Raw genomic sequence first — 17,452 nt, forward strand, 5'->3', positions numbered from 1 at the left:
GTCAGGAGTCCCCATGCTACTCGATGAGCTACATGAGAAGCGTCACGCCATCTTGAATGCCGCTAGAGCTCATGGGGCCCATGGCATCCGGGTATTCGGTTCCGTTGCTCGGGGGCAGGAGGATCAGGGCAGTGATATCGACTTTCTGGTGGATTTCGACAAGGGCTATGACCTCTTCACTCAGCGCATGGCGCTTGCAGAGAGGCTGGCTGAAATTACCGGTCATGATGTCGACTTGATTCCCCTCCACGAACTCAACCGTCACATCAGGGACGCTGTTCTTGCGGAAGCCCGAGAATTATGAACAAAGAGTCATGAGCAAGGAGTGGCAGCTATACGCCCAGCATATTCTTGACGTCATCGAGAAGATTTCACGCATAAGACAGCGTGGCGACATCACCGAAGACGACATCCTCTATGATGCTGCCCTACGGAACCTCCAGACCCTGTCTGAGGCAACCCAGCGCCTCCCCGACTCGAAGAAATCCCGCTATCCAGATATCCCTTGGCAGCAGATCAGTGGCTTCCGTAATATTCTGGTACATGAATACCTTGGCAATATTGACCCCTTCACAGTAACCGGTGTTATCGACCAGCATCTGGAACCGCTGGGGCAAGCCATCCGGGAGATGCTAGCCGGAGACAGCGGGGGCTGATAGATGAATGACTACAATCTCGCGGCACAGGCTCACTGGTCGCGATACTTGCTTCTCGCCCTGACTCTGCTACTGACCGGCTGCGCGACCCATCTCGACCGCAACGGCGAAGTCACCTCACAAAACGAGGTGGCCCCAGCTGACTATAACGTCGAACGCCTGGCGCCGCTCACCTATACCCCACCCGACTGGCCCGAGGCGCTGGAGGCGCGCGTCCTGCTCCCGGATACCCCCGACGACCGGCTACGCCCGGCGGCCCTGCTGGTGCATGGCGGCGGCTGGCAGCGGCGAAGTCCCGACGACATGGACGAGATCGCCGAGCGGCTCGCCGAACGCGGCTACGTGACGGTCAACGTCGCCTACCGCTTCGCCCCGACCTACCGCTTCCCCGCCCAGCTCCACGACCTGCAGCAGGCCATGGCCTGGATCCACGACCAGGCCGATGCGTGGCGAATCGACACCGATCGCATCGTCGGTGTCGGCTACTCCAGCGGCGCTCACCTGGTCAGCCTGCTCGGGGTCTCCGCCAACATCGATGCCCTGGCCGCACCCCATGGCGGCGACCACGCCCGGCTGGCTGCCGTGCTGGGCGGCGGCCTGCCGAGCGACCTCTTCAAGTTCGATGACGGCCGGCTGGTGGTGGAGTTCATCGGCGGCACCCGGGCCGAGAAGCCCGATGCCTATCGGCTGGCCTCGCCGATCTACCACGTCGATGCCGACACGCCGCCCCACTTTCTCTTCCACGGCCGCTGGGACAGCCTGGTTCCGGTGGACCATGCCACCGACTTCCACGCCGAACTCCTCGCCCAGGGCGTGGAGAGCGAGCTCTACCTGCAACACTACCGTGGGCACTTCACCAGCTTCCTGACCCGCGACAGCGCCATCGAGGCCGGCATCGCCTTTCTCGACAAGCAATTGGGAAACCGCTGATGTCTGGACATCATCGCTCAGCAAGCTGAGCTCCCACAGGACGATGGGGCCATCGCCTTCCTGAACCCCTTGTGGGAGCGCAATTCATTGCGCGAATGGCGCCGACAGGCGCCCTGGGCTCAGGGTTTATTGCCGTGAAGGCCTCCGGCCTTCTTTCGCGATCTAAAGTCGGAACGCCGAACCGTCGCTCCCACAGGAATCATGCCTCAAAGCGCCTGTCTGCGCCCTCAATCGAAGAGTTTCCAGTCGAGCGTCTCACCCGCGGCGAGAGGCACGATGGTCTGGCCCTCGGCGTAGGGCAGCGCCTCGGGCAGCTGCCAGGGCTCGCGCACCAGGGTGACGGTCTCGGCATTGCGCGCCAGGCCGTAGAAGTCGGGGCCGAAGTGGCTGGCGAACCCCTCCAGGCGCTCCAGGGCCCCGGCCTGCTCGAAGGCGGTGGCATAGAGCTCCAGGGCCGCCGGCGCGGTGTAGGCCCCCGCGCAGCCGCAGGCACTCTCCTTGTCGCCACGCGCATGGGGCGCGCTGTCGGTGCCCAGGAAGAACTTCGGGCTACCCGAGGTCGCGGCGGCCAGCAGCGCCTGGCGATGGCGCTCGCGCTTGAGGATCGGCAGGCAATAGTAGTGGGGGCGGATGCCGCCCACCAGCATGTGGTTGCGGTTGAACAGCAAGTGGTGGACGGTGATGGTGGCGGCGACATTGGCCGGCGCCCCGGCCACGAAGTCGGCGGCCTCCGCCGTGGTGATATGCTCGAAGACTACCTTCAGGTCCGGGTGGCGCTCGAGCAGCGGCTTCATGACCCGTTCGATGAACACCGCCTCGCGATCGAAGATGTCGATATCGGCGTCGGTGACCTCGCCATGCACCAGCAGCGGGATCCCCAGCCGCGCCATGGCGGCCACGGCCGCGTCGCAATGGGCCAGGTCGGTGACGCCGGAGGCCGAGTTGGTGGTCGCCCCGGCGGGATAGAGCTTCACTGCGTGTACCAGGCCGCTGGCGTGCGCCCGCTCGATCTCCTCGGCCGGGGTGTTGTCGGTCAGGTAAAGGGTCATCAGCGGCTCGAAACCGGCCCCGGCGGGCAACGCCGCAAGGATGCGCTCGCGATAGGCCAGCGCCTGCTCGGTGGTGGTCACCGGCGGCTTGAGGTTGGGCATGATGATGGCGCGGCCCATCTGGCGGGCACTGGCGGCCACCACGGCTGCCATGGCCTCGCCATCGCGCAGGTGCAGGTGCCAGTCGTCCGGGCGAGTCAGGGTAATCGAGTTCACGGCGGGTCCTGTATCGTTAGCGACGATGTCGTCATGAGCGAAGGTGGCGCCAGTATATCGCAACCCCGCCGCCACCCCGAGCCCACGCCAGGCCGTTTGTCTGCTAACATATGCGACCGCTCTCCCCATGCCTCGGTGACCGATGCCGCCCATTGACCCGACACGCTCGCCCCTGCGCGCCGACTTCCTGTTGTTACTGGTCACCCTGCTGGCCGCCGCCGGCTGGATCTTCTCCAAGGAGGCCCTCGCCGGCATGCCGCCATTGCTGTTCATCGGCACGCGGTTCCTGATCGCCGGGGGCATCCTGGCGCTCTTCGCCCTCCCCGCCCTGCGCCGGCTCTCCCTTGCCGACTGGCGACGAGCCGCAGGCGTGGGCCTGATCTTCAGCGCCGCCATCTCGCTGTGGGTGCTCGGCCTCCATCACTCCCGCCACCTCGGCGAGAGCGCCTTCATCAACAGCCTCGGCATCCTTCTGGTCCCGGTGGTGGCGCGCCTGCTGTTTGGCGACCGGCCACCGCGCACCACCTGGATCGCCCTGCCGGTGGCGCTGGTCGGCTTCATGCTGCTGTCGCTGAACGCCGGTTTCCGGATCGAGCCCGGTCAGTGGCTGATCGCCGACTCGGCGCTGGTCTTCTCGGTGCTGATCAATGCCAACTCGCGGGTGGTACGTCGGGTACCCGCCCTGCCGCTGACCGCCATCCAGCTGGTGATCGTGGGCCTGGTGCTGACGCTTGCTTCGCTGCCTTTCGAGGCCTGGCCGTCACGCCTCTCGGCCGCCACCCTCGGCTGGGTCGCCGCCAGCATCCTCTTCGCCAGCACCCTGCGCTTCTTCCTGCAGGTCCATGCCCAGGGCCTGACCACCCCCAGCCATGCCGCGGTCATCCTGATGCTCGAGGCCGTCTGGACCGCGCTGATGGCCGCCTGGTGGTTCGGCGAGACCATGACGCTGCTGCAGCTGATGGGCTGCTCGCTGATCTTCGCGGCCCTGCTGATCAACCGCTGGTACTGGGTGCGCCGACTCTTCAAGCGATGCTGAATGCCGTATCATGGCGCCAGCGTTCGCGCCGCCACCGACGCACGGCCCCAAGAGGAATCGATGCCCAAGGTAAGACATTACGCCGATACCGTTGCCATCCTGGCCGGCCTGATGTGGCTGGTGCTCTACTGGTCGGTGAGTATCTCCGCGCACCTGGGCAGCATCGAACCCAGCCTCGCCGCCCTGTTCATGGTCGGCAGCCTGATCCTGATCAGCTTCGTGCACCGCCCCATCCGCGTGCTGCTGGGCCGCTACCACGTCCGCAAGCGGCGCACCGAGATGTGGATGCACATCCTCGCCCTGCCGCTGACCCTGGCCTTCCTGCTGGCGATCGTCATCGACCACCTCATCACCCCGATGAACGGCGAGCAGAAGATGCTGCTGTTCAACGTGCTGGCCACCGCCGGCTGGCTGGTGTTCGTCTTCACCCTGGTGATCAAGCTGTTGATGCACCTGCTCCAGCAGAAGCGCAAGGCGAAGCGATAAGCCGCGCGTGAACGGTACTCGCCCAGACCAAACGCCTTGCGTCATATAACGCAAGGCGTTATATTGAAGTCATCCCATTGCCTGCGGCGGCCGATGGCAAGGTCGCTAAGAAGCTCCCCCAGGACATGCAACGCAACGCCCTAAAGAAGCTCCGCCAGTTGAGCGCTGCCGCCACCCTGGACGATTTGCGCATTCCACCCGGCAACCGTCTGGAAGCCCTGCAAGGTGCCCGCAGCGGCCAGTACAGCATCCGTATCAACCAGCAATGGCGAATCTGCTTCCGCTTCGAAGGTGGCAATGCCCATGATGTTGAAATCGTCGACTACCACTGAGGAGGCGACCATGACCGAACAGCTACCCAACATCCACCCTGGGGAAATCCTCCTCGAGGACTTCATCGTGCCGCTGGGGCTGACCAAGAACGCTCTGGCCACCGCGATCAGCGTGCCCGCCACGCGCATCGGCGAGATCACCCGGGGCACTCGTGCCATCACCGCCGACACCGACCTACGTCTCGCGCGCTACTTCGGCACCAGTGAGGGCTACTGGCTGCGCCTTCAGAACGCCTACGACCTGGAGCAGGCCAAGCGCCACGGACACTACCGGCACATCAAGCCCCGCGCCGCCTGATCCTGGCCCTACGCCTCAACCGACCCACCGAGGCGGGTTATTCGTTCCTGCCCTGCCCGCCCAGCACAGATCCTGTTTGGTAAACTTTGGGGCTGACCCGGGAGCCCCCAATGGCGAGAAGATGGCGACATATTCGAAGGTGTTGGTGCCTCATGCGAGCACGGTGCCGCGCCCTTGGGGTCTGACCCCGCTGCTGCTTGGGGTCTGACCCCGCTGCTGCGCGTTGCGCCAACCCCCTGATATTACTGAGCAATCAACAACCTGGGGGTCAGACCCCAAGGGCTACTCTCCAAGGGCTACTCCGAGCTTTCGGGCATCCACCAGGAATCTGCAGCCTTTTGATTTAGAGGCAATATTCCTGGGGTTGCCTCAGGGTCAGACCCCAAAGTCTGCTGAGGAGTCTGACCCTCTCAAAACCGATCAGCCCGGAACGGTGCCATATCGATCTCGGGGGTCTCTCCCTCCATCATCTGCGCCAGCAGGCGACCGGTCGCGGGGCCCAGGGTAAAGCCCTGGTGGCCATGGCCAAGGGCCAGCCATAGCCCCTCCTGGCCCGGCGCCGGGCCGATCACCGGCTTCATGTCCGGCGTACAGGGCCTCGCACCCTTCCAGGGCTCGTCATCCAGCCGCTCGCCCAGGGGGAAGAGCTTTCTCGCCACGCGCTCGGCAGCGGCCAGTTGCGCCAGGTGCGGCGGCGCCTCGAGGCGCTCCAGTTCCGCGCCGGTGGTGAGGCGTATCCCCGCCTGCATCGGGGCCAGCAGGTAGCCGACCTCGGCGTCCATTACCCAGTGGCCGAGCCGAGCCGAACCGGTCGCGCCATAGTGCATGTGATAGCCGCGCTTGACGAACAGCGGGATCTCCAGGCCCAGGCTCGAGAGCCACTCCCGCGACCAGGGGCCCATGGCCATCACCACCTGCTCGGCATCCAGCGCTCCCTCGGAGGTGGCGACCCGCCAACCGCTGCCATGACGAGCGACGTCGGTCACATCCGCCTGCCACACACGCCCGCCTTCCGCCTCGAAACTGCGGGCATAGGCCTGCACCAGGGCACCGGGATCGGCCACCGTCCAGGGCTGTTCCCAGTGGATCGCCCCGACCAGCTCATTGCTCAGGTCGGGCTCCAGGGTCGAGAGCTCACCGGCATCCAGCGCCCGGTAGCGGACACCGAAGCGCTCGGCATTGGCCTCGGCATCCCGCAAACGCGCCGACATGGCCTCCCGGGTGCGATAGACCTCCAGCCAACCCTCCCGACGCACCAGGGCGTCGGCCCCGGCCGCCTCGACCATCGGGGCATGGGCCTCCAGCGAGAGGCAGATCAGCGAGGCGTATTCGGGCACAATGCGCGCATAGCGCTTGGGAGAGGAGTTCTGCCAGTACTGCAGCAGCGGCCCCGCGGCCTGCATCATGCCGCCGGGCCGGTAGCGGATATCCACCTGGCGGTTGGGCAATACCCGGAGCATGGTGGCGAGGTCTCGCGGGAAGGGATAGGGCTGCACCGCCTCGCGCTGGATGATGCCGGCATTGCCGAAGGAGGTCTCGCGACCCGGCTCGCGACGGTCAACCAGGGTCACCGAGTGCCCACGCTTCGCCAGATACCAGGCGACCGACACACCGACCATCCCGGCACCCATCACCACGATCTCACGCGCCATCTCTGACTCCTTGTCTGCTGTTCGAGGGGCTGTAACCGAGCATGCACCTCAGCGGCGCAGAGGGAAAGCCAAGGCTGGCCCTCAGTCGCTGGAATCACCCTCCAGCACCCGCAGCTTGGCCCGGATGAAGTCCGAGTGGCTGACATGCAGCAGCTCGGCCAGGCGCCGGATACGGTGCTCCTCCAGGTGGTGCTGCTCGCCATCGGCCAGCGAGAGCGACCACATCATGCGCACCAGCTCGCAGCGCTGTCCGTAGTCGAAATGCTCCTTGATCAGGCTGACGAACTGGTAGTGGTCCACCGCCGACTCCGCCTCCTCGCGGGCCAGGCGCATCAGCTCGTCGAGGTCTGCCTCTGCCAGCTCGAAGCGACGCTGCAGCAGCTGGCGCAGTAGGGCGACCTCGCTCTCGTCGAGGTGGTAGTCGGCGCGCGCGACCTCGAACAGCAGGGCCGCCATGGCCAGCTCCAGCGTGGGGGCCGCCTGCTGGGCGCCACCACCATCGGCCATCATCTCGCTGAAGAAGCGCTGTATCGAATCGATCATCGAGTTCCCCTCTCAACCGGTCAACCGATCTCTCATGCATGATGAAATGCTATCACTCCGAGACAACGGATGGCGCGAAAGGTCCCGACCCGTTGACCGCGGCTGCCGATCAGCCGCCCTGCCCCTTGGCCCCAGGGAGCCCTGACGCGCCGCTCGCCGGCTGTGATAAAATCCCATGCATTCATGCTGCATGGAGCCGCCCGTGGCCCCCAAACGCTTCGCCTTCGTCATCGAGGACCTCTACGGAGGCGGTGCACAGAAGTCGCTGATCTATACCGCCGACCAGCTACGCCAGCGCGGCCACGCGGTCATCGTCTTAACCCTGCGTGAGTTGATCGAGCACCACATCCCGGAAGGACTCACGATCGAGAACCTCGGCGTGGTAACCCCCTTAACCAAGGCCACCACCACGGTGCTCACCGAGAAGTGGCAGGCACGCAAGATTGCTCGGGCCCTGGCGGCCTGGCGGCCGGACGTTGTTGTCTCCTGCTCCTGCGACAAGATCACCCGGCATATTCGCCATCCCAACCTCTACTTCTGGGTGAAATCCGACGTCTCGGCCAAGTTCAGCGATCCGAAGAAGCGCAAGCGCGCGTTCGACAAGATCCGCCGCTTCTACAGCGGCCGGCAGGTCATCGCCGTCTCCCACGGGGTGAAGGAGAACCTCGAGAACGTGGTGGGGCTCCAGGCCGAGCGGATACTTGCCATCTACAACCCTTATGAGCGCGCGCCCTTCGTCGAGATGGCGGCGGAACCTGCCGAGCTTCCCGATGGCGAGTTCTTCCTCTGCGTGGCCTCGCTGGAGCCCCGCAAGCGCCACGACCGCCTGCTGCGTGCCTATGCCGAGAGCGGCGTGACCACCCCGCTGATGATCATGGGCAAGGGCAAGCCGGAGCACGAGACCGCCATTCGCGAGCAGATACGCGATCTCGAGCTCGAGGACCGGGTCATCATGGCCGGATACCATCGCAACCCCTATCCCTGGATCGCCGCGGCCAAGGCGATGCTCCTGACCTCCGATGCCGAGGGCCTGCCGAGGGTGCTGATCGAGTCCCTGCTGCTTCATACCCCGGTGATCAGCGTGGATTGCCCCAGCGGCCCAAGGGAGATCCTCACCCAGGAACTCGCCGACTTCCTGGTCGCGCCTGACGACGAGAAGGGCCTGGCCGATGCGATCGCGCGCATGGACCAGGCCCCCCTCGAGATCCAGGAACGCCACTACCGGCAGTTCCTCAAGGACAGCGTGCTCCCTCAGTTCGAGGCCCTGTAACCAGGACCGCGCAACCAGGACATGACGTGAAACTGCTGGATATCCCCTTCGATGACCGCCGCCGGCGCTACCTGGTCTTCCACCCTGATGGCCTGCCAGACCGGCTGGCCCTGGCCAGTACTACCACCACCGCGGCCTTCGAGGCCGTGGGGAGCAGCCACTTCTTCCTCTCGGCCGACCGGCAGATCCTCGCCAAGGTGGTGCCGGACAAGTTCAGCAAGCGCCAGGCGCCCTTCAAGTGGCTGCTGCGGGACTACCTGGAGAAACGCTGGCTGGCACAGTCCGACGCCCGCAAGGAGTTCCTGAACCTGCGGATTCTGCGCAAGGTTGGCCTGAAGACCCCCCGCTGCCACGGCTGGGGCATCTCGCTCAACCCCGGCAACCGCAACGCCTCGCTGCTGCTGATGGAACACCTGCAGGACGCCAGGCCCGGCGGCGAGGTCTTCGACGCCCTGGACGAGGACGGCCGACTGGCGTTCCTGAATCGCTTCTGCCGGGAGGTTGCCCAACTGGCCCTTGCCGGCTATGAGCATCGCGACCTGCACTACAACAACCTGCTGATCGACCGGAACGAGAACATCGTCTGGATCGACGCCCACCTGCGCCGGTTACCAACGAAAAGCGCCGACCAATGGCCGGCGCTCAGGAAATCATTGACGGTGAACAAGCTGCGGGGGGAAGGTTACAGACACTATGCGCAGCAGTGTCTGGACAGCTTGTATCACTCCTCGGAGGGCGGGAGCTCGCCGCGGAAAGGCAGCAACTGAAGGTACTGGTCAGAGACGCGTTCAGGAGAAAAGGCCGCATAATGCGAGGGCATGATAGCAGGAGGGTGCGCCATCAGCTCCGCTATTCGCCGGCCCAGCGCCTCACCATCATCGAGCGGCGCCAGGCAGTCGGCGAGCTCGTCCCTAAGTATCTCCCTGGGGCCAGAGGGACAGTCAGTACTGACCACGGGCGTGCCACAGACCAGTGACTCGGCGATGACCCGACCGAAGCCTTCATAGTCAGAAGCCAGGACCAGAAGTCGGGCGTGATACATATAGGGGTAGGGATTCGCCTTCTTGCCGACGAAGCTCACGCGATCCGCGATGCCCATTGATTCGGCCAGCGCCTTGGCGGCCGTGACTTCCCCATCGCCCACCACCACCAGGGGCTGGGTGACACCGCTGGCCTCATAGGCCTTGAGCAGACGGTCATAGCGCTTCTGCCGTCGATCGAGCCGCCCCACATAAACGATGAAGTCCTCGAAGGGCACGGTTTCCGTCATGGCTGCCCGGATGGCCTTGGCATCAATGATGTTGTAGATCAACCGCGACTCTGCCGGCACGACGTCATGATGCGCCAGCGAATCGAGGATGCCACGAGAAATGGCGAGAACCTTCCGGCCGTGATAGAGGCGACGAAACCGTGAAAGCCGGTGCCTGTATCGAGAAGGCTTGAGCAGCGCAGCCCCGGGATCCGTACGAATGCAGAGCCAGGCTTGATCCGCGAGGGAGGAACGGTTGACCACCTGGTGACTGTAGTGCAGGTTCGCCACGACGAGTTCGAAACTCCCTGGCTGGCCACCGACCCAGGCATCGAGGCGGCGGGCATGCAGGTGGTAGCGCCTCAGCTTCTGCCACGGCCCCCGGTAGGTGAAGCTCACCACCTGGATATCGACACCCGCGGGTGGTGAGTGCCATACCTTGTCCTGCAGGGACACGATGGTCACGGCGCAACCACGCGCCGCCAGCGCACCCGCCAGGGCGAGGATCGAAAGCGGCGCGCCCCCGCCCCCCAGATGATCGGTCACGAACAGGATACGCCTCATGTTCCCCTCAGAGCCCCTACCCTGTCCCCGGGCTGTACCGGCCTGACCACTCGCGCTGGAATACCAGCCAGCACGACATCATCTCCGAACACGTCGGCCACGACGGCATTGGCACCGACCACGACACGGCTCCCGACGCGCCCTTTACCCACGAACTTGGCACCGGGATAGAGGGTGACATCATCCCCGACCCTGGGCATCAGCCCGTCATGGTCACGTGATGCAGCACCCAGCGTTACCTGTTGATAGATGAGGCAGCGTTCGCCGACCTTCAGCCCTTTCCCGATGACGATGGCGGTCGGGTGAGGCAAGCGCAATCCCTCGCCGATTTCCGTCTTCGGTTCCACGTAGAGGCCAAAACGAGTCGCCAGCCGGTACTGTATACGTCTGGCAAAGCGGTGCCAGCCATGGGCGGAGAAAAGCTGGGCCAGGCGTATATAGAGCACGGACTTTCGAGAAGGGCTCAGGGAAAACAACACCTTGAGCAGGCGTAGCTGCACCCAGCGGGGCTTTCCGCCCAGTACCTCAGACGTGCAGATATCCAGGAATCGTTTATAAAACATCACACATCACTGATCCATGAGGGGCTAGATGATATCAGCTCATCAACCATGGCGCTCGAGCAGCGGGTAACTGCAATCCAGCATCACGACTGACCGTGTCAGCCCTGCCCCACGAATCGGTTCGCCACCGTCTCGGGCCGGAAATCATCCAGCCAGCTCTCCACGATGGGCGGCTTTTCGCCCTGCACAGCCGTGCGGATCCCCTCGGCCAGGCTCTCTTCGTCGTGGGGTACCACGCAGTTTGCCAACTCACCCTTGAGGATTTCGCGGATGCCACCAGGGCAGTCCACGCTCAGCACCGGTGTACCGCAGGCCAGCGCCTCGAACAGCACGATACCCATGCCCTCGAAACGCGAGCTAAGCACGAACAATCGGGCATGGTGCAACCACGGGTAGGGATTGGCACGCTGGCCGGCAAAGAGCACCCGTTCGGCAATATCCAGCTCTCCCGCCAGGGCTTCCAGCCGGCCACGCTCTCGGCCGTCGCCCACCAGTACCAGTGGCAGGGTAATGCCGGAGCGGGCATAGGCACGCAGCAGCAAGGCCTGGTCCTTGGCCGGCACCATGCGCGCCACGTTGACGATATAAGGCTCTTCGGGAAGATCGGGTTCAGGCTCAACCATCTGCCGACGAATACTCTCGAGCGGGCAGGGATTCACGATCACCTCGAGCGAGGCTGGCTGGAAGTGCCATGCACTCATCGCCTTCCGCACGCTCTCGGCCACCCCCTGAGTCACTGTCACCAGGTGCCGCCCCTGATACAGACAGCGCGCGAAAAGCCGGCGTCGCCAATTGGTGCCATGCACGTGCAGGATGTTCTCCAGCACATAACGCGCCCGATCATCCCGGAAGCTCCACACCAGTTCGAAGGTGCCAATCCCGCGGAAGACGATACGGTCCGCCCGACCATGACGCCGCTCGAAGGCCCTGAGCCATAAGCGGAATACCACGCCCCCCATGATGCCGGTACCGAGGAACAGGGAACGCTTCACCACCGGATTCAGGAACAGGCGCACCAGCAGTTCCAGCACCAGGCCCACGCCCGTCAGCCGTGTCCACCAGCGCAGCGCCAGATGATGCTGCTGCACCTTCGGATGCTCCGGCGCCAGTGGTTTCTCAACCTGCCGCAAACTGAGCAGATGGCTTTCATGACCGGCCTCGGCGAAGGCATCAGCCAGATTCACCGCCACCCGTTCCATGCCCCCCATCTTCAGCGAGCGGACCACCACCAGCGTACGCATCAGGGGGTCACCTTCGGCTTCAGGGAGGGAAAGACACGTTGGCCGGTCTCCCGCTGCCAGCGCCAGATATGGGTGACAAGGCCCCCGACCACCAGGTTATGGACATAGACGCCCGTCCCGAAGGAGTTATAGGACTCGAACTGGTTGACCACCATCCAGTAGACGAAGAAGGTGGCGCCGAACAGCGCCACGTCGTTGGGCATCACGCCGCTCCGCCAGGCCAGCCAGGTTCCTCGGCCGATCCACGCCGCCAGGGCAGCGATCACCAGCACGCCAAGCAGGCCATAGGCCACCCACACCTCGAGCAGGTAGTTATGCAGGTGGCCAAACCGCTCCTTCACCTCTTCGGGAAGCCATGCAGTATGATCCATCACCAGGGAACGCCCCTCACTGCCCCACCCGACCAGAGGGCGCTCGGCGATCCACTCCAGGGCCGCGCGCCAGCTATGGATGCGAATACCGATGCTGGTGTAAGGCACAGCGCCGAAGTCACCCTGGAGAATCTCCCTCACTACCGAGCTTTCGTGAGACAGACGCTCGGAGAACGTCCCCTGGAAGACAACAGCCAGCGCAATCATGGTCACCAGCAGGCCGACGGCAGCAAGCATCAACGGCCTGACCAGATACGCTCTCTTGACGCGCGAGCACGTTAGGACCCAAACCAGCCACAGCCCCCCCGCCGCCAGCATCGCCAGCACCAGGGCCAGCCAGACGGCCCGTGTCTGGCCGATGGCAATGCCCACCAGGCACAAACAGATCAGCAGCACAGGCACCGCTAACCGCCATGGCACCCACCGACCGCCGATACGCCCAAAGCGAGGGGTAAAAACCACCAGGCCCAGCAGTGCCACACCGAACAACATGGAACCATGCTGCAGGTTACGGATGCCGAAACCGACGCGCTCCCCCTGTAGCCCGGCCCACCACTCCTGAAGCCCGTTGCCATGAGTGAAGGAGGCGACAAGGTACCCGACCAGGGCCAGCGACCATACCAGCAGGGTGTTGCGGGTACTGCCACCCAGCCACCAGGCCACCGCCATGAAGATGAACACCTTGGCGAGGCGATCCAGCTTGGGGTTGCCCCCCACCCACTCGGGGTGATGCCACATCCCCAGTCCCCAGGAGAGCGTCTGGACGAGCAGCGCGGCGAGGAGCAGCCACATCGGCCCGCTGCTCCGGAGGCCGGTGCCATACCCCAGCACCATCCCCAGGCCGAGCAGTGCGCAAAGGGTTTCTGCCGGGCTTCCCACCGACGGCCAGAGGATGCCGAAGCCGGCGTACAGCACAAGCGCCATAACGCCAGGCCACCAAAGGATCGCTGGGCCCTTCCAAGCCGGTTTACTCTCCCAGTGTTCACCGAACCTCATACCGAGCCAGCCCACTCGCCGGCACGGCTCGCTACCCGCCCGTCAATATGCATTCGGCCCTCTGAATCCCTTGATGATGGTTAACGCGATGATCCGAAGGTCCAGCCAGATGGACCAGTTATCGATATACCAGAGGTCGTGCTCGACACGCTTCTCCATCTTCTCGACGGTCTCCGTGGCGCCACGAAAGCCATTGACCTGGGCCCACCCCGTGATTCCCGGCTTGACCTTGTGGCGCTTCATGTAGGATTCCACCAGTTCCTTGTAGTAATCGTTGTGCACCAGGGCATGGGGGCGTGGCCCCACGATGGACATACGCCCTTGAAGCACGTTGTAGAACTGGGGCAACTCATCCAGCGAGGTACTCCTGAGGAAGGAACCGAACGGCGTAATCCGCGGGTCCCCGCGGGTCGCCTGAGTGACCTGCCCACTCTTCTCGTCATGAATTTCCATGGAACGAAACTTGTATACCTTGAAATGCTTTCCATTCACGCCCATACGATACTGCTTGAAAAGCACAGGGCCTGGAGACTGCATCTTCAGCAGGACGGCAATGATAATGCAGACTGGAAGAGAGATGGCAAAGAAGATAAAACCGAGGACCAGGTCCTCAAGGCGCTTGATGATTCGGGCCATGCCATCGATGGGTGTCACGCTGAGGTCGATGGAAAGGCGACCTGCCACTTCACTCATTTGATGGTTGAGCAGACGCATGTCCTGAAAATCCGGAATGAAACGAATCTCGGCGGTCAGGTCACGTAACGCAAAAAGGATGGAGCGAACAACATTCCCCATCTCGAGGGGAACACATATCCACACTTCCCTTGCCCCACTTCGAGAGATACGCTGACTCAATCCCTGCAGTGTTGATGTATCGGGGTTGTGGGAAAGTCGCGCCACCCCGGCAATGGAGTAGCCCTCTGCTGGAGAGGCCCGCATGCCCCTCGCCACCCGAATCAGCTGGTCTCCGGGACCTATCATGAAGACGGGGCGGCGCGCCAAGCCACGCCGCCTGGCTTGGCGCAGCAGGAACTGGGCGAGGATTCTCGCGCCACCGGAAATGGCAAATGAAATCAGCAGCGTGAAGCCGACCCAGAGACGAGAATAACGATCCGCAGCGTGGGCGAAATAGATGATGGACGCGGCGAGAATGGCCACCACCATCCAGACCAGCAACAGCTTGCCCAGCAGGGTTGATATCCTGGTAATCCGCCAGCGTGTGTAGGCCCCCTGCATGATGTTCAGCAAGATGACCAGAAGCACCATGATGGCAATCGCGAGATTGTAACGCTCATGAAGCTCGACGGTGCCGAAGCGCATCCAATACGCGACTACCCCGGCGAAGACCAGGGCCAGTGCATCAACAACGGGAACAACGAGCTTGGCAGGGTAGCGTTCGGAAAAAGCGATGGAGGACTTGCTCATATTACCTGACTTTTCTCAGCACGAGCTTTCTGGGCATGAACAGGAAGAAATATACACATTACCTATCGGCAAGTTCGGCTATGTCATCTGCCATCTCTGCCATGATGCGATCACGCCGAAACTGCTCGACAAAAGCGTCGCGTGGCTTGTCTGATATCACCAGCTTTCGAAAGGCCGATACGGCGGCCTCTGGGTCGCATGGCTCAAAGACACTGGCATTGTCGATATGTTGCGCACAGAAGTCCGCAGGGAAGGCCCTGACCCCGGCCAGTATCGGCTTGCCCGTCGCGGCATACTCGAACAGCTTGGACGGGATGACGCGGGAAAAACAGTCCATGTCATTCAGGTGAAGGAACAGCACATCGGCCTTGTGGTACTCGTCGATCAGCCGATCACGCTCGACGGGCGCCCTGATCTCCACACTCGTGGTGCCCAGTTCGCGAAGCCTGGTCTCCAGCGCCTGCCTGCGCCCCCCATCCCCGATCAAGACGAAGCTGGCCTCTTTTTCGAGCCGCTTGGCCAACTCTGGAAGAATGCGTTCCAGCCCCTGGCATTGCCCGATATTGCCCGCATAGAGGATTCTCAAGCGGCGCGGGCCAGGGTGCGGGGAGTCAGCGGATCCGTCAGCTCGATCTTGCGCTCCGCCCTGTTCTGCGAAGGCATCGATGAAGAGTCGATCCACCCCGTTACTGTGCCAGGAGAACACCTGGCGAGGAAAACGCGGCCGATAGTATGGCTCGAACCCCCTGGAGACGAGATTGACCCGGATGGCACGCTTGACCGCCCAGCGCTCGAGGGCGGAAAAGAAGGGGATCCCCAACCAGCGAGTCCCAACCGGCAACAGGAACGGCAGGTTCTCGACGAAGATATCGCGAATATCCAGGTAGAGCCTGGCCGAGCATTTCCTGGCGATATAGGCACCTAGCACGGCCGTCATCAGGCGTGACGACGTGGCCATGACCAGGTCATAGCCCTTGCCATGGATCGATCGCCTGACCTGCCGGGCATAGGACGCAAAGGCACGCGACTGATCCAGCATCCCGCTTTGATGACTGGGCAGCGCCAGGCGGCGCACCGTCAAGCGCCCCGTGTCATCTTTTTCAACCTCTGGGGCTTGTGTCGAATAGCCGGCATAGCGGTTGGGCGCCGTGGTCAGCACCTCCAGATGCGCGTTGGCTGGAAGCCGCTCCAGCAGCGCCTGGACCAGCGCATGGCTGCGGAAGGAGCCAGCCCCCAGGTCCGGCGGGTAATAGAAGGTAAGAAGCAATAGCCGAGGTCCGCTCATCTAGCAGCAGGCTCCTGAGTGGCCTCATTACCCAGCACGCGGTGGTAAAGCTCCAGCAAGGACGCCTCCTGTGTTTCCCAGTTGAGCGATTGCGCCGCCTTCTCTGCATTGGCCCGGTAACGCTTGCGCATCCCAGGGCCCTGCACCAGTGTACGGATGGCATCCGCCAGGGCCTCGGTATCGCCAGGAGGCACCAGCAAGCCAAGGTCGTGATGTCGCACCACCTTGCTGATCTCGGGCAACTGACTGGCCACCACCGGCAGACCGGCGATCACGTACTCGAACAGCTTGTTGGAATCGGTGGTGAAGTGGTTCAGGCAGGTATTCTCGATGGGCTGCACGCCAATATCCGCCGAAGCCGTGTAGGACGGAAGCTCAGCGAGTGGCACGGTAGAAATGAAATGGACACGATCGGTAAGTCCTAGATCCGCGGCCAGCTGATGCAATTCAGCCGTCTGACGCCCTCCCCCAATGAAGACGAAATACGCTTCCGGCACCTGTTTGGCGACCTCCACCAGCCTCGGAAGCCCCCTGCCTGGCTGTAGCCCGCCTTGATACAGCACGATGGGCCAGGGTTCGCTCAAACCAAGCTCCTCGCGAATGCGATTCGAGCCCTCCACCTTTACGAGGCGCGGGCGATTCTGCAGAACGAGGGGTCGCGGAATGCCATAAGCACGCGCGAAAAACTTGGCACGGGCGTCTGTGGTGGTGATAGTGCCGGCCGCCTTAGGCATAAGCTTCTTTTCGATCCACCCCACCAAGCCGCGAAAAGCCTTGTAGCCCTCACGGTCGGTACTGATCTCGTGAGCATCGTAAACCAGCGGCACCCGAGCCAGCTTGGCCGCCAGCCATGCCGTAGGCAACACGTTCACATCATGGGCATGGATCACAGCAGGCCGAGAGCGCAGCAACTGAATGGCGAGCCCCGCATGCGTCCATAACCTGGCAACCAGCTTCAGCAATTGCCTTGTCAACGTTTCCGGCGGCGGTGTTGTCGGCTTTTGCGGTTGCGGAGTCTTATCTTCCCGACTGGCAGCAGTATTCTTGCTAGCATCTATGTGTTTACGCTTACGTAACTTCCAAAGGGGGCTTCTGGCCACTCGCACGACCTTTACCCCGCCGTCGAGGGTTTCTCTCGCTTGCGTCACTCCCGGCGTGTGTAGTGCATGAACCACGACCTGATGCCCAGTTGCCTGGAGAGTTTGTGCTTCTTTTAATACCCGTGCATCGTTGACAAACTCGTTCCAGACGATCATGCAGATAGTAGGCAAGTTGTCACCCTCATCTTGA

General features: G+C 63.1%; 19 protein-coding genes. 9 read left to right on the forward strand and 10 right to left on the reverse strand.

Annotated features, from left to right (window positions below; genetic code table 11):
- Positions 1–13: 13 nt before the first annotated feature.
- From P8934_RS10125 to P8934_RS10135, 3 genes are read left to right on the forward strand one after another with little or no spacing between them, the layout of a single operon-like run.
- Entirely contained in the window at positions 14–304 is a 291-nt protein-coding gene (locus tag P8934_RS10125) for a nucleotidyltransferase domain-containing protein (RefSeq protein WP_278030918.1), read from the forward strand.
- A 10-nt stretch (positions 305–314) separates the two neighbouring features.
- On the forward strand, positions 315–656 hold the full coding sequence (locus P8934_RS10130) for a HepT-like ribonuclease domain-containing protein (RefSeq protein WP_133633921.1): 342 nt from the start codon (positions 315–317) through the stop codon (positions 654–656).
- 3 nt (positions 657–659) lie between these two features.
- Entirely contained in the window at positions 660–1,586 is a 927-nt protein-coding gene (locus tag P8934_RS10135; RefSeq protein ID WP_278030919.1) for an alpha/beta hydrolase, read from the forward strand.
- Between the two features lie 227 nt (positions 1,587–1,813).
- Here P8934_RS10135 and pyrC read toward each other — a convergent pair whose 3' ends face one another.
- Positions 1,814–2,851 carry a dihydroorotase gene (gene pyrC, locus P8934_RS10140; RefSeq protein WP_278030920.1) on the reverse strand — a complete coding sequence of 346 codons (1,038 nt, stop codon included), beginning with the start codon at positions 2,849–2,851 and terminating at the stop codon, positions 1,814–1,816.
- 142 nt (positions 2,852–2,993) lie between these two features.
- Between pyrC and P8934_RS10145 the strand changes: the two genes are divergently transcribed.
- The 4 genes from P8934_RS10145 (at position 2,994) to P8934_RS10160 (ending at position 5,003) form a co-directional block, all read left to right on the forward strand.
- Positions 2,994–3,887: a DMT family transporter gene (locus tag P8934_RS10145; RefSeq protein ID WP_278030921.1), complete on the forward strand. Its 894-nt coding sequence runs from the start codon at positions 2,994–2,996 to the stop codon at positions 3,885–3,887.
- 60 nt (positions 3,888–3,947) lie between these two features.
- A complete protein-coding gene (locus tag P8934_RS10150) occupies positions 3,948–4,373 on the forward strand; it encodes a hypothetical protein (protein ID WP_278030922.1) in 426 nt (141 codons plus the stop codon).
- A 77-nt stretch (positions 4,374–4,450) separates the two neighbouring features.
- Positions 4,451–4,705: a type II toxin-antitoxin system RelE/ParE family toxin gene (locus P8934_RS10155; protein WP_278030923.1), complete on the forward strand. Its 255-nt coding sequence runs from the start codon at positions 4,451–4,453 to the stop codon at positions 4,703–4,705.
- Between the two features lie 10 nt (positions 4,706–4,715).
- Positions 4,716–5,003: a HigA family addiction module antitoxin gene (locus P8934_RS10160; protein ID WP_278030924.1), complete on the forward strand. Its 288-nt coding sequence runs from the start codon at positions 4,716–4,718 to the stop codon at positions 5,001–5,003.
- Between the two features lie 410 nt (positions 5,004–5,413).
- Here the strand turns inward: P8934_RS10160 and P8934_RS10165 are convergent, their stop codons facing one another.
- Positions 5,414–6,655: an FAD-binding oxidoreductase gene (locus P8934_RS10165; RefSeq protein WP_278030925.1), complete on the reverse strand. Its 1,242-nt coding sequence runs from the start codon at positions 6,653–6,655 to the stop codon at positions 5,414–5,416.
- An 81-nt stretch (positions 6,656–6,736) separates the two neighbouring features.
- Positions 6,737–7,198: a TerB family tellurite resistance protein gene (locus P8934_RS10170; RefSeq protein ID WP_278030926.1), complete on the reverse strand. Its 462-nt coding sequence runs from the start codon at positions 7,196–7,198 to the stop codon at positions 6,737–6,739.
- A gap of 202 nt (positions 7,199–7,400) precedes the next feature.
- On the opposite strand from P8934_RS10170, the gene P8934_RS10175 reads away from it, so the two are divergent.
- Together P8934_RS10175 and P8934_RS10180 are read left to right on the forward strand one after the other, a co-directional pair.
- On the forward strand, positions 7,401–8,468 hold the full coding sequence (locus tag P8934_RS10175) for a glycosyltransferase (protein ID WP_278030927.1): 1,068 nt from the start codon (positions 7,401–7,403) through the stop codon (positions 8,466–8,468).
- 26 nt (positions 8,469–8,494) lie between these two features.
- On the forward strand, positions 8,495–9,235 hold the full coding sequence (locus tag P8934_RS10180) for a lipopolysaccharide kinase InaA family protein (protein ID WP_278030928.1): 741 nt from the start codon (positions 8,495–8,497) through the stop codon (positions 9,233–9,235).
- Here the strand turns inward: P8934_RS10180 and P8934_RS10185 are convergent.
- The 7 genes from P8934_RS10185 to P8934_RS10215 form a co-directional block, all read right to left on the reverse strand.
- The gene (locus tag P8934_RS10185; protein WP_278030929.1) at positions 9,190–10,281 is read right to left on the reverse strand and encodes a glycosyltransferase; all 1,092 of its coding nucleotides are present in this window, start codon (positions 10,279–10,281) and stop codon (positions 9,190–9,192) included. The genes P8934_RS10180 and P8934_RS10185 overlap by 46 nt on opposite strands.
- Positions 10,278–10,844 carry a hypothetical protein gene (locus P8934_RS10190; protein WP_278030930.1) on the reverse strand — a complete coding sequence of 189 codons (567 nt, stop codon included), beginning with the start codon at positions 10,842–10,844 and terminating at the stop codon, positions 10,278–10,280. The genes P8934_RS10185 and P8934_RS10190 overlap by 4 nt, the downstream gene beginning before the upstream one ends.
- Positions 10,845–10,942: 98 nt before the next feature.
- The gene (locus P8934_RS10195) at positions 10,943–12,085 is read right to left on the reverse strand and encodes a glycosyltransferase (RefSeq protein WP_278030931.1); all 1,143 of its coding nucleotides are present in this window, start codon (positions 12,083–12,085) and stop codon (positions 10,943–10,945) included.
- The gene (locus P8934_RS10200) at positions 12,085–13,380 is read right to left on the reverse strand and encodes an O-antigen ligase family protein (RefSeq protein WP_278030932.1); all 1,296 of its coding nucleotides are present in this window, start codon (positions 13,378–13,380) and stop codon (positions 12,085–12,087) included. The genes P8934_RS10195 and P8934_RS10200 overlap by 1 nt, the downstream gene beginning before the upstream one ends.
- Before the next feature lie 114 nt (positions 13,381–13,494).
- A complete protein-coding gene (locus P8934_RS10205; RefSeq protein ID WP_278030933.1) occupies positions 13,495–14,877 on the reverse strand; it encodes an undecaprenyl-phosphate glucose phosphotransferase in 1,383 nt (460 codons plus the stop codon).
- 58 nt (positions 14,878–14,935) lie between these two features.
- On the reverse strand, positions 14,936–16,162 hold the full coding sequence (locus P8934_RS10210) for a glycosyltransferase family 4 protein (RefSeq protein ID WP_278030934.1): 1,227 nt from the start codon (positions 16,160–16,162) through the stop codon (positions 14,936–14,938).
- Entirely contained in the window at positions 16,159–17,433 is a 1,275-nt protein-coding gene (locus P8934_RS10215) for a glycosyltransferase family 4 protein (RefSeq protein WP_278030935.1), read from the reverse strand. Before P8934_RS10215 ends, P8934_RS10210 begins: the two co-directional genes overlap by 4 nt.
- Positions 17,434–17,452: the final 19 nt, after the last annotated feature.

The organism is Halomonas sp. CKK8 (assembly GCF_029625235.1).
Taxonomy (GTDB): Bacteria; Pseudomonadota; Gammaproteobacteria; order Pseudomonadales; family Halomonadaceae; genus Halomonas; species Halomonas ventosae.

Coding starts and splice junctions, on each gene's coding strand:
- P8934_RS10125 (WP_278030918.1), top strand. CDS start 14: ATGCTACTCGATGAGCTACATGAGAAGCGTCACGCCATCTTGAATGCC.
- P8934_RS10130 (WP_133633921.1), top strand. CDS start 315: ATGAGCAAGGAGTGGCAGCTATACGCCCAGCATATTCTTGACGTCATC.
- P8934_RS10135 (WP_278030919.1), top strand. CDS start 660: ATGAATGACTACAATCTCGCGGCACAGGCTCACTGGTCGCGATACTTG.
- P8934_RS10145 (WP_278030921.1), top strand. CDS start 2,994: ATGCCGCCCATTGACCCGACACGCTCGCCCCTGCGCGCCGACTTCCTG.
- P8934_RS10150 (WP_278030922.1), top strand. CDS start 3,948: ATGCCCAAGGTAAGACATTACGCCGATACCGTTGCCATCCTGGCCGGC.
- P8934_RS10160 (WP_278030924.1), top strand. CDS start 4,716: ATGACCGAACAGCTACCCAACATCCACCCTGGGGAAATCCTCCTCGAG.
- P8934_RS10165 (WP_278030925.1), bottom strand. CDS start 6,655: ATGGCGCGTGAGATCGTGGTGATGGGTGCCGGGATGGTCGGTGTGTCG.
- P8934_RS10170 (WP_278030926.1), bottom strand. CDS start 7,198: ATGATCGATTCGATACAGCGCTTCTTCAGCGAGATGATGGCCGATGGT.
- P8934_RS10185 (WP_278030929.1), bottom strand. CDS start 10,281: ATGAGGCGTATCCTGTTCGTGACCGATCATCTGGGGGGCGGGGGCGCG.
- P8934_RS10190 (WP_278030930.1), bottom strand. CDS start 10,844: ATGTTTTATAAACGATTCCTGGATATCTGCACGTCTGAGGTACTGGGC.
- P8934_RS10195 (WP_278030931.1), bottom strand. CDS start 12,085: ATGCGTACGCTGGTGGTGGTCCGCTCGCTGAAGATGGGGGGCATGGAA.
- P8934_RS10200 (WP_278030932.1), bottom strand. CDS start 13,380: ATGGCGCTTGTGCTGTACGCCGGCTTCGGCATCCTCTGGCCGTCGGTG.
- P8934_RS10205 (WP_278030933.1), bottom strand. CDS start 14,877: ATGAGCAAGTCCTCCATCGCTTTTTCCGAACGCTACCCTGCCAAGCTC.
- P8934_RS10210 (WP_278030934.1), bottom strand. CDS start 16,162: ATGAGCGGACCTCGGCTATTGCTTCTTACCTTCTATTACCCGCCGGAC.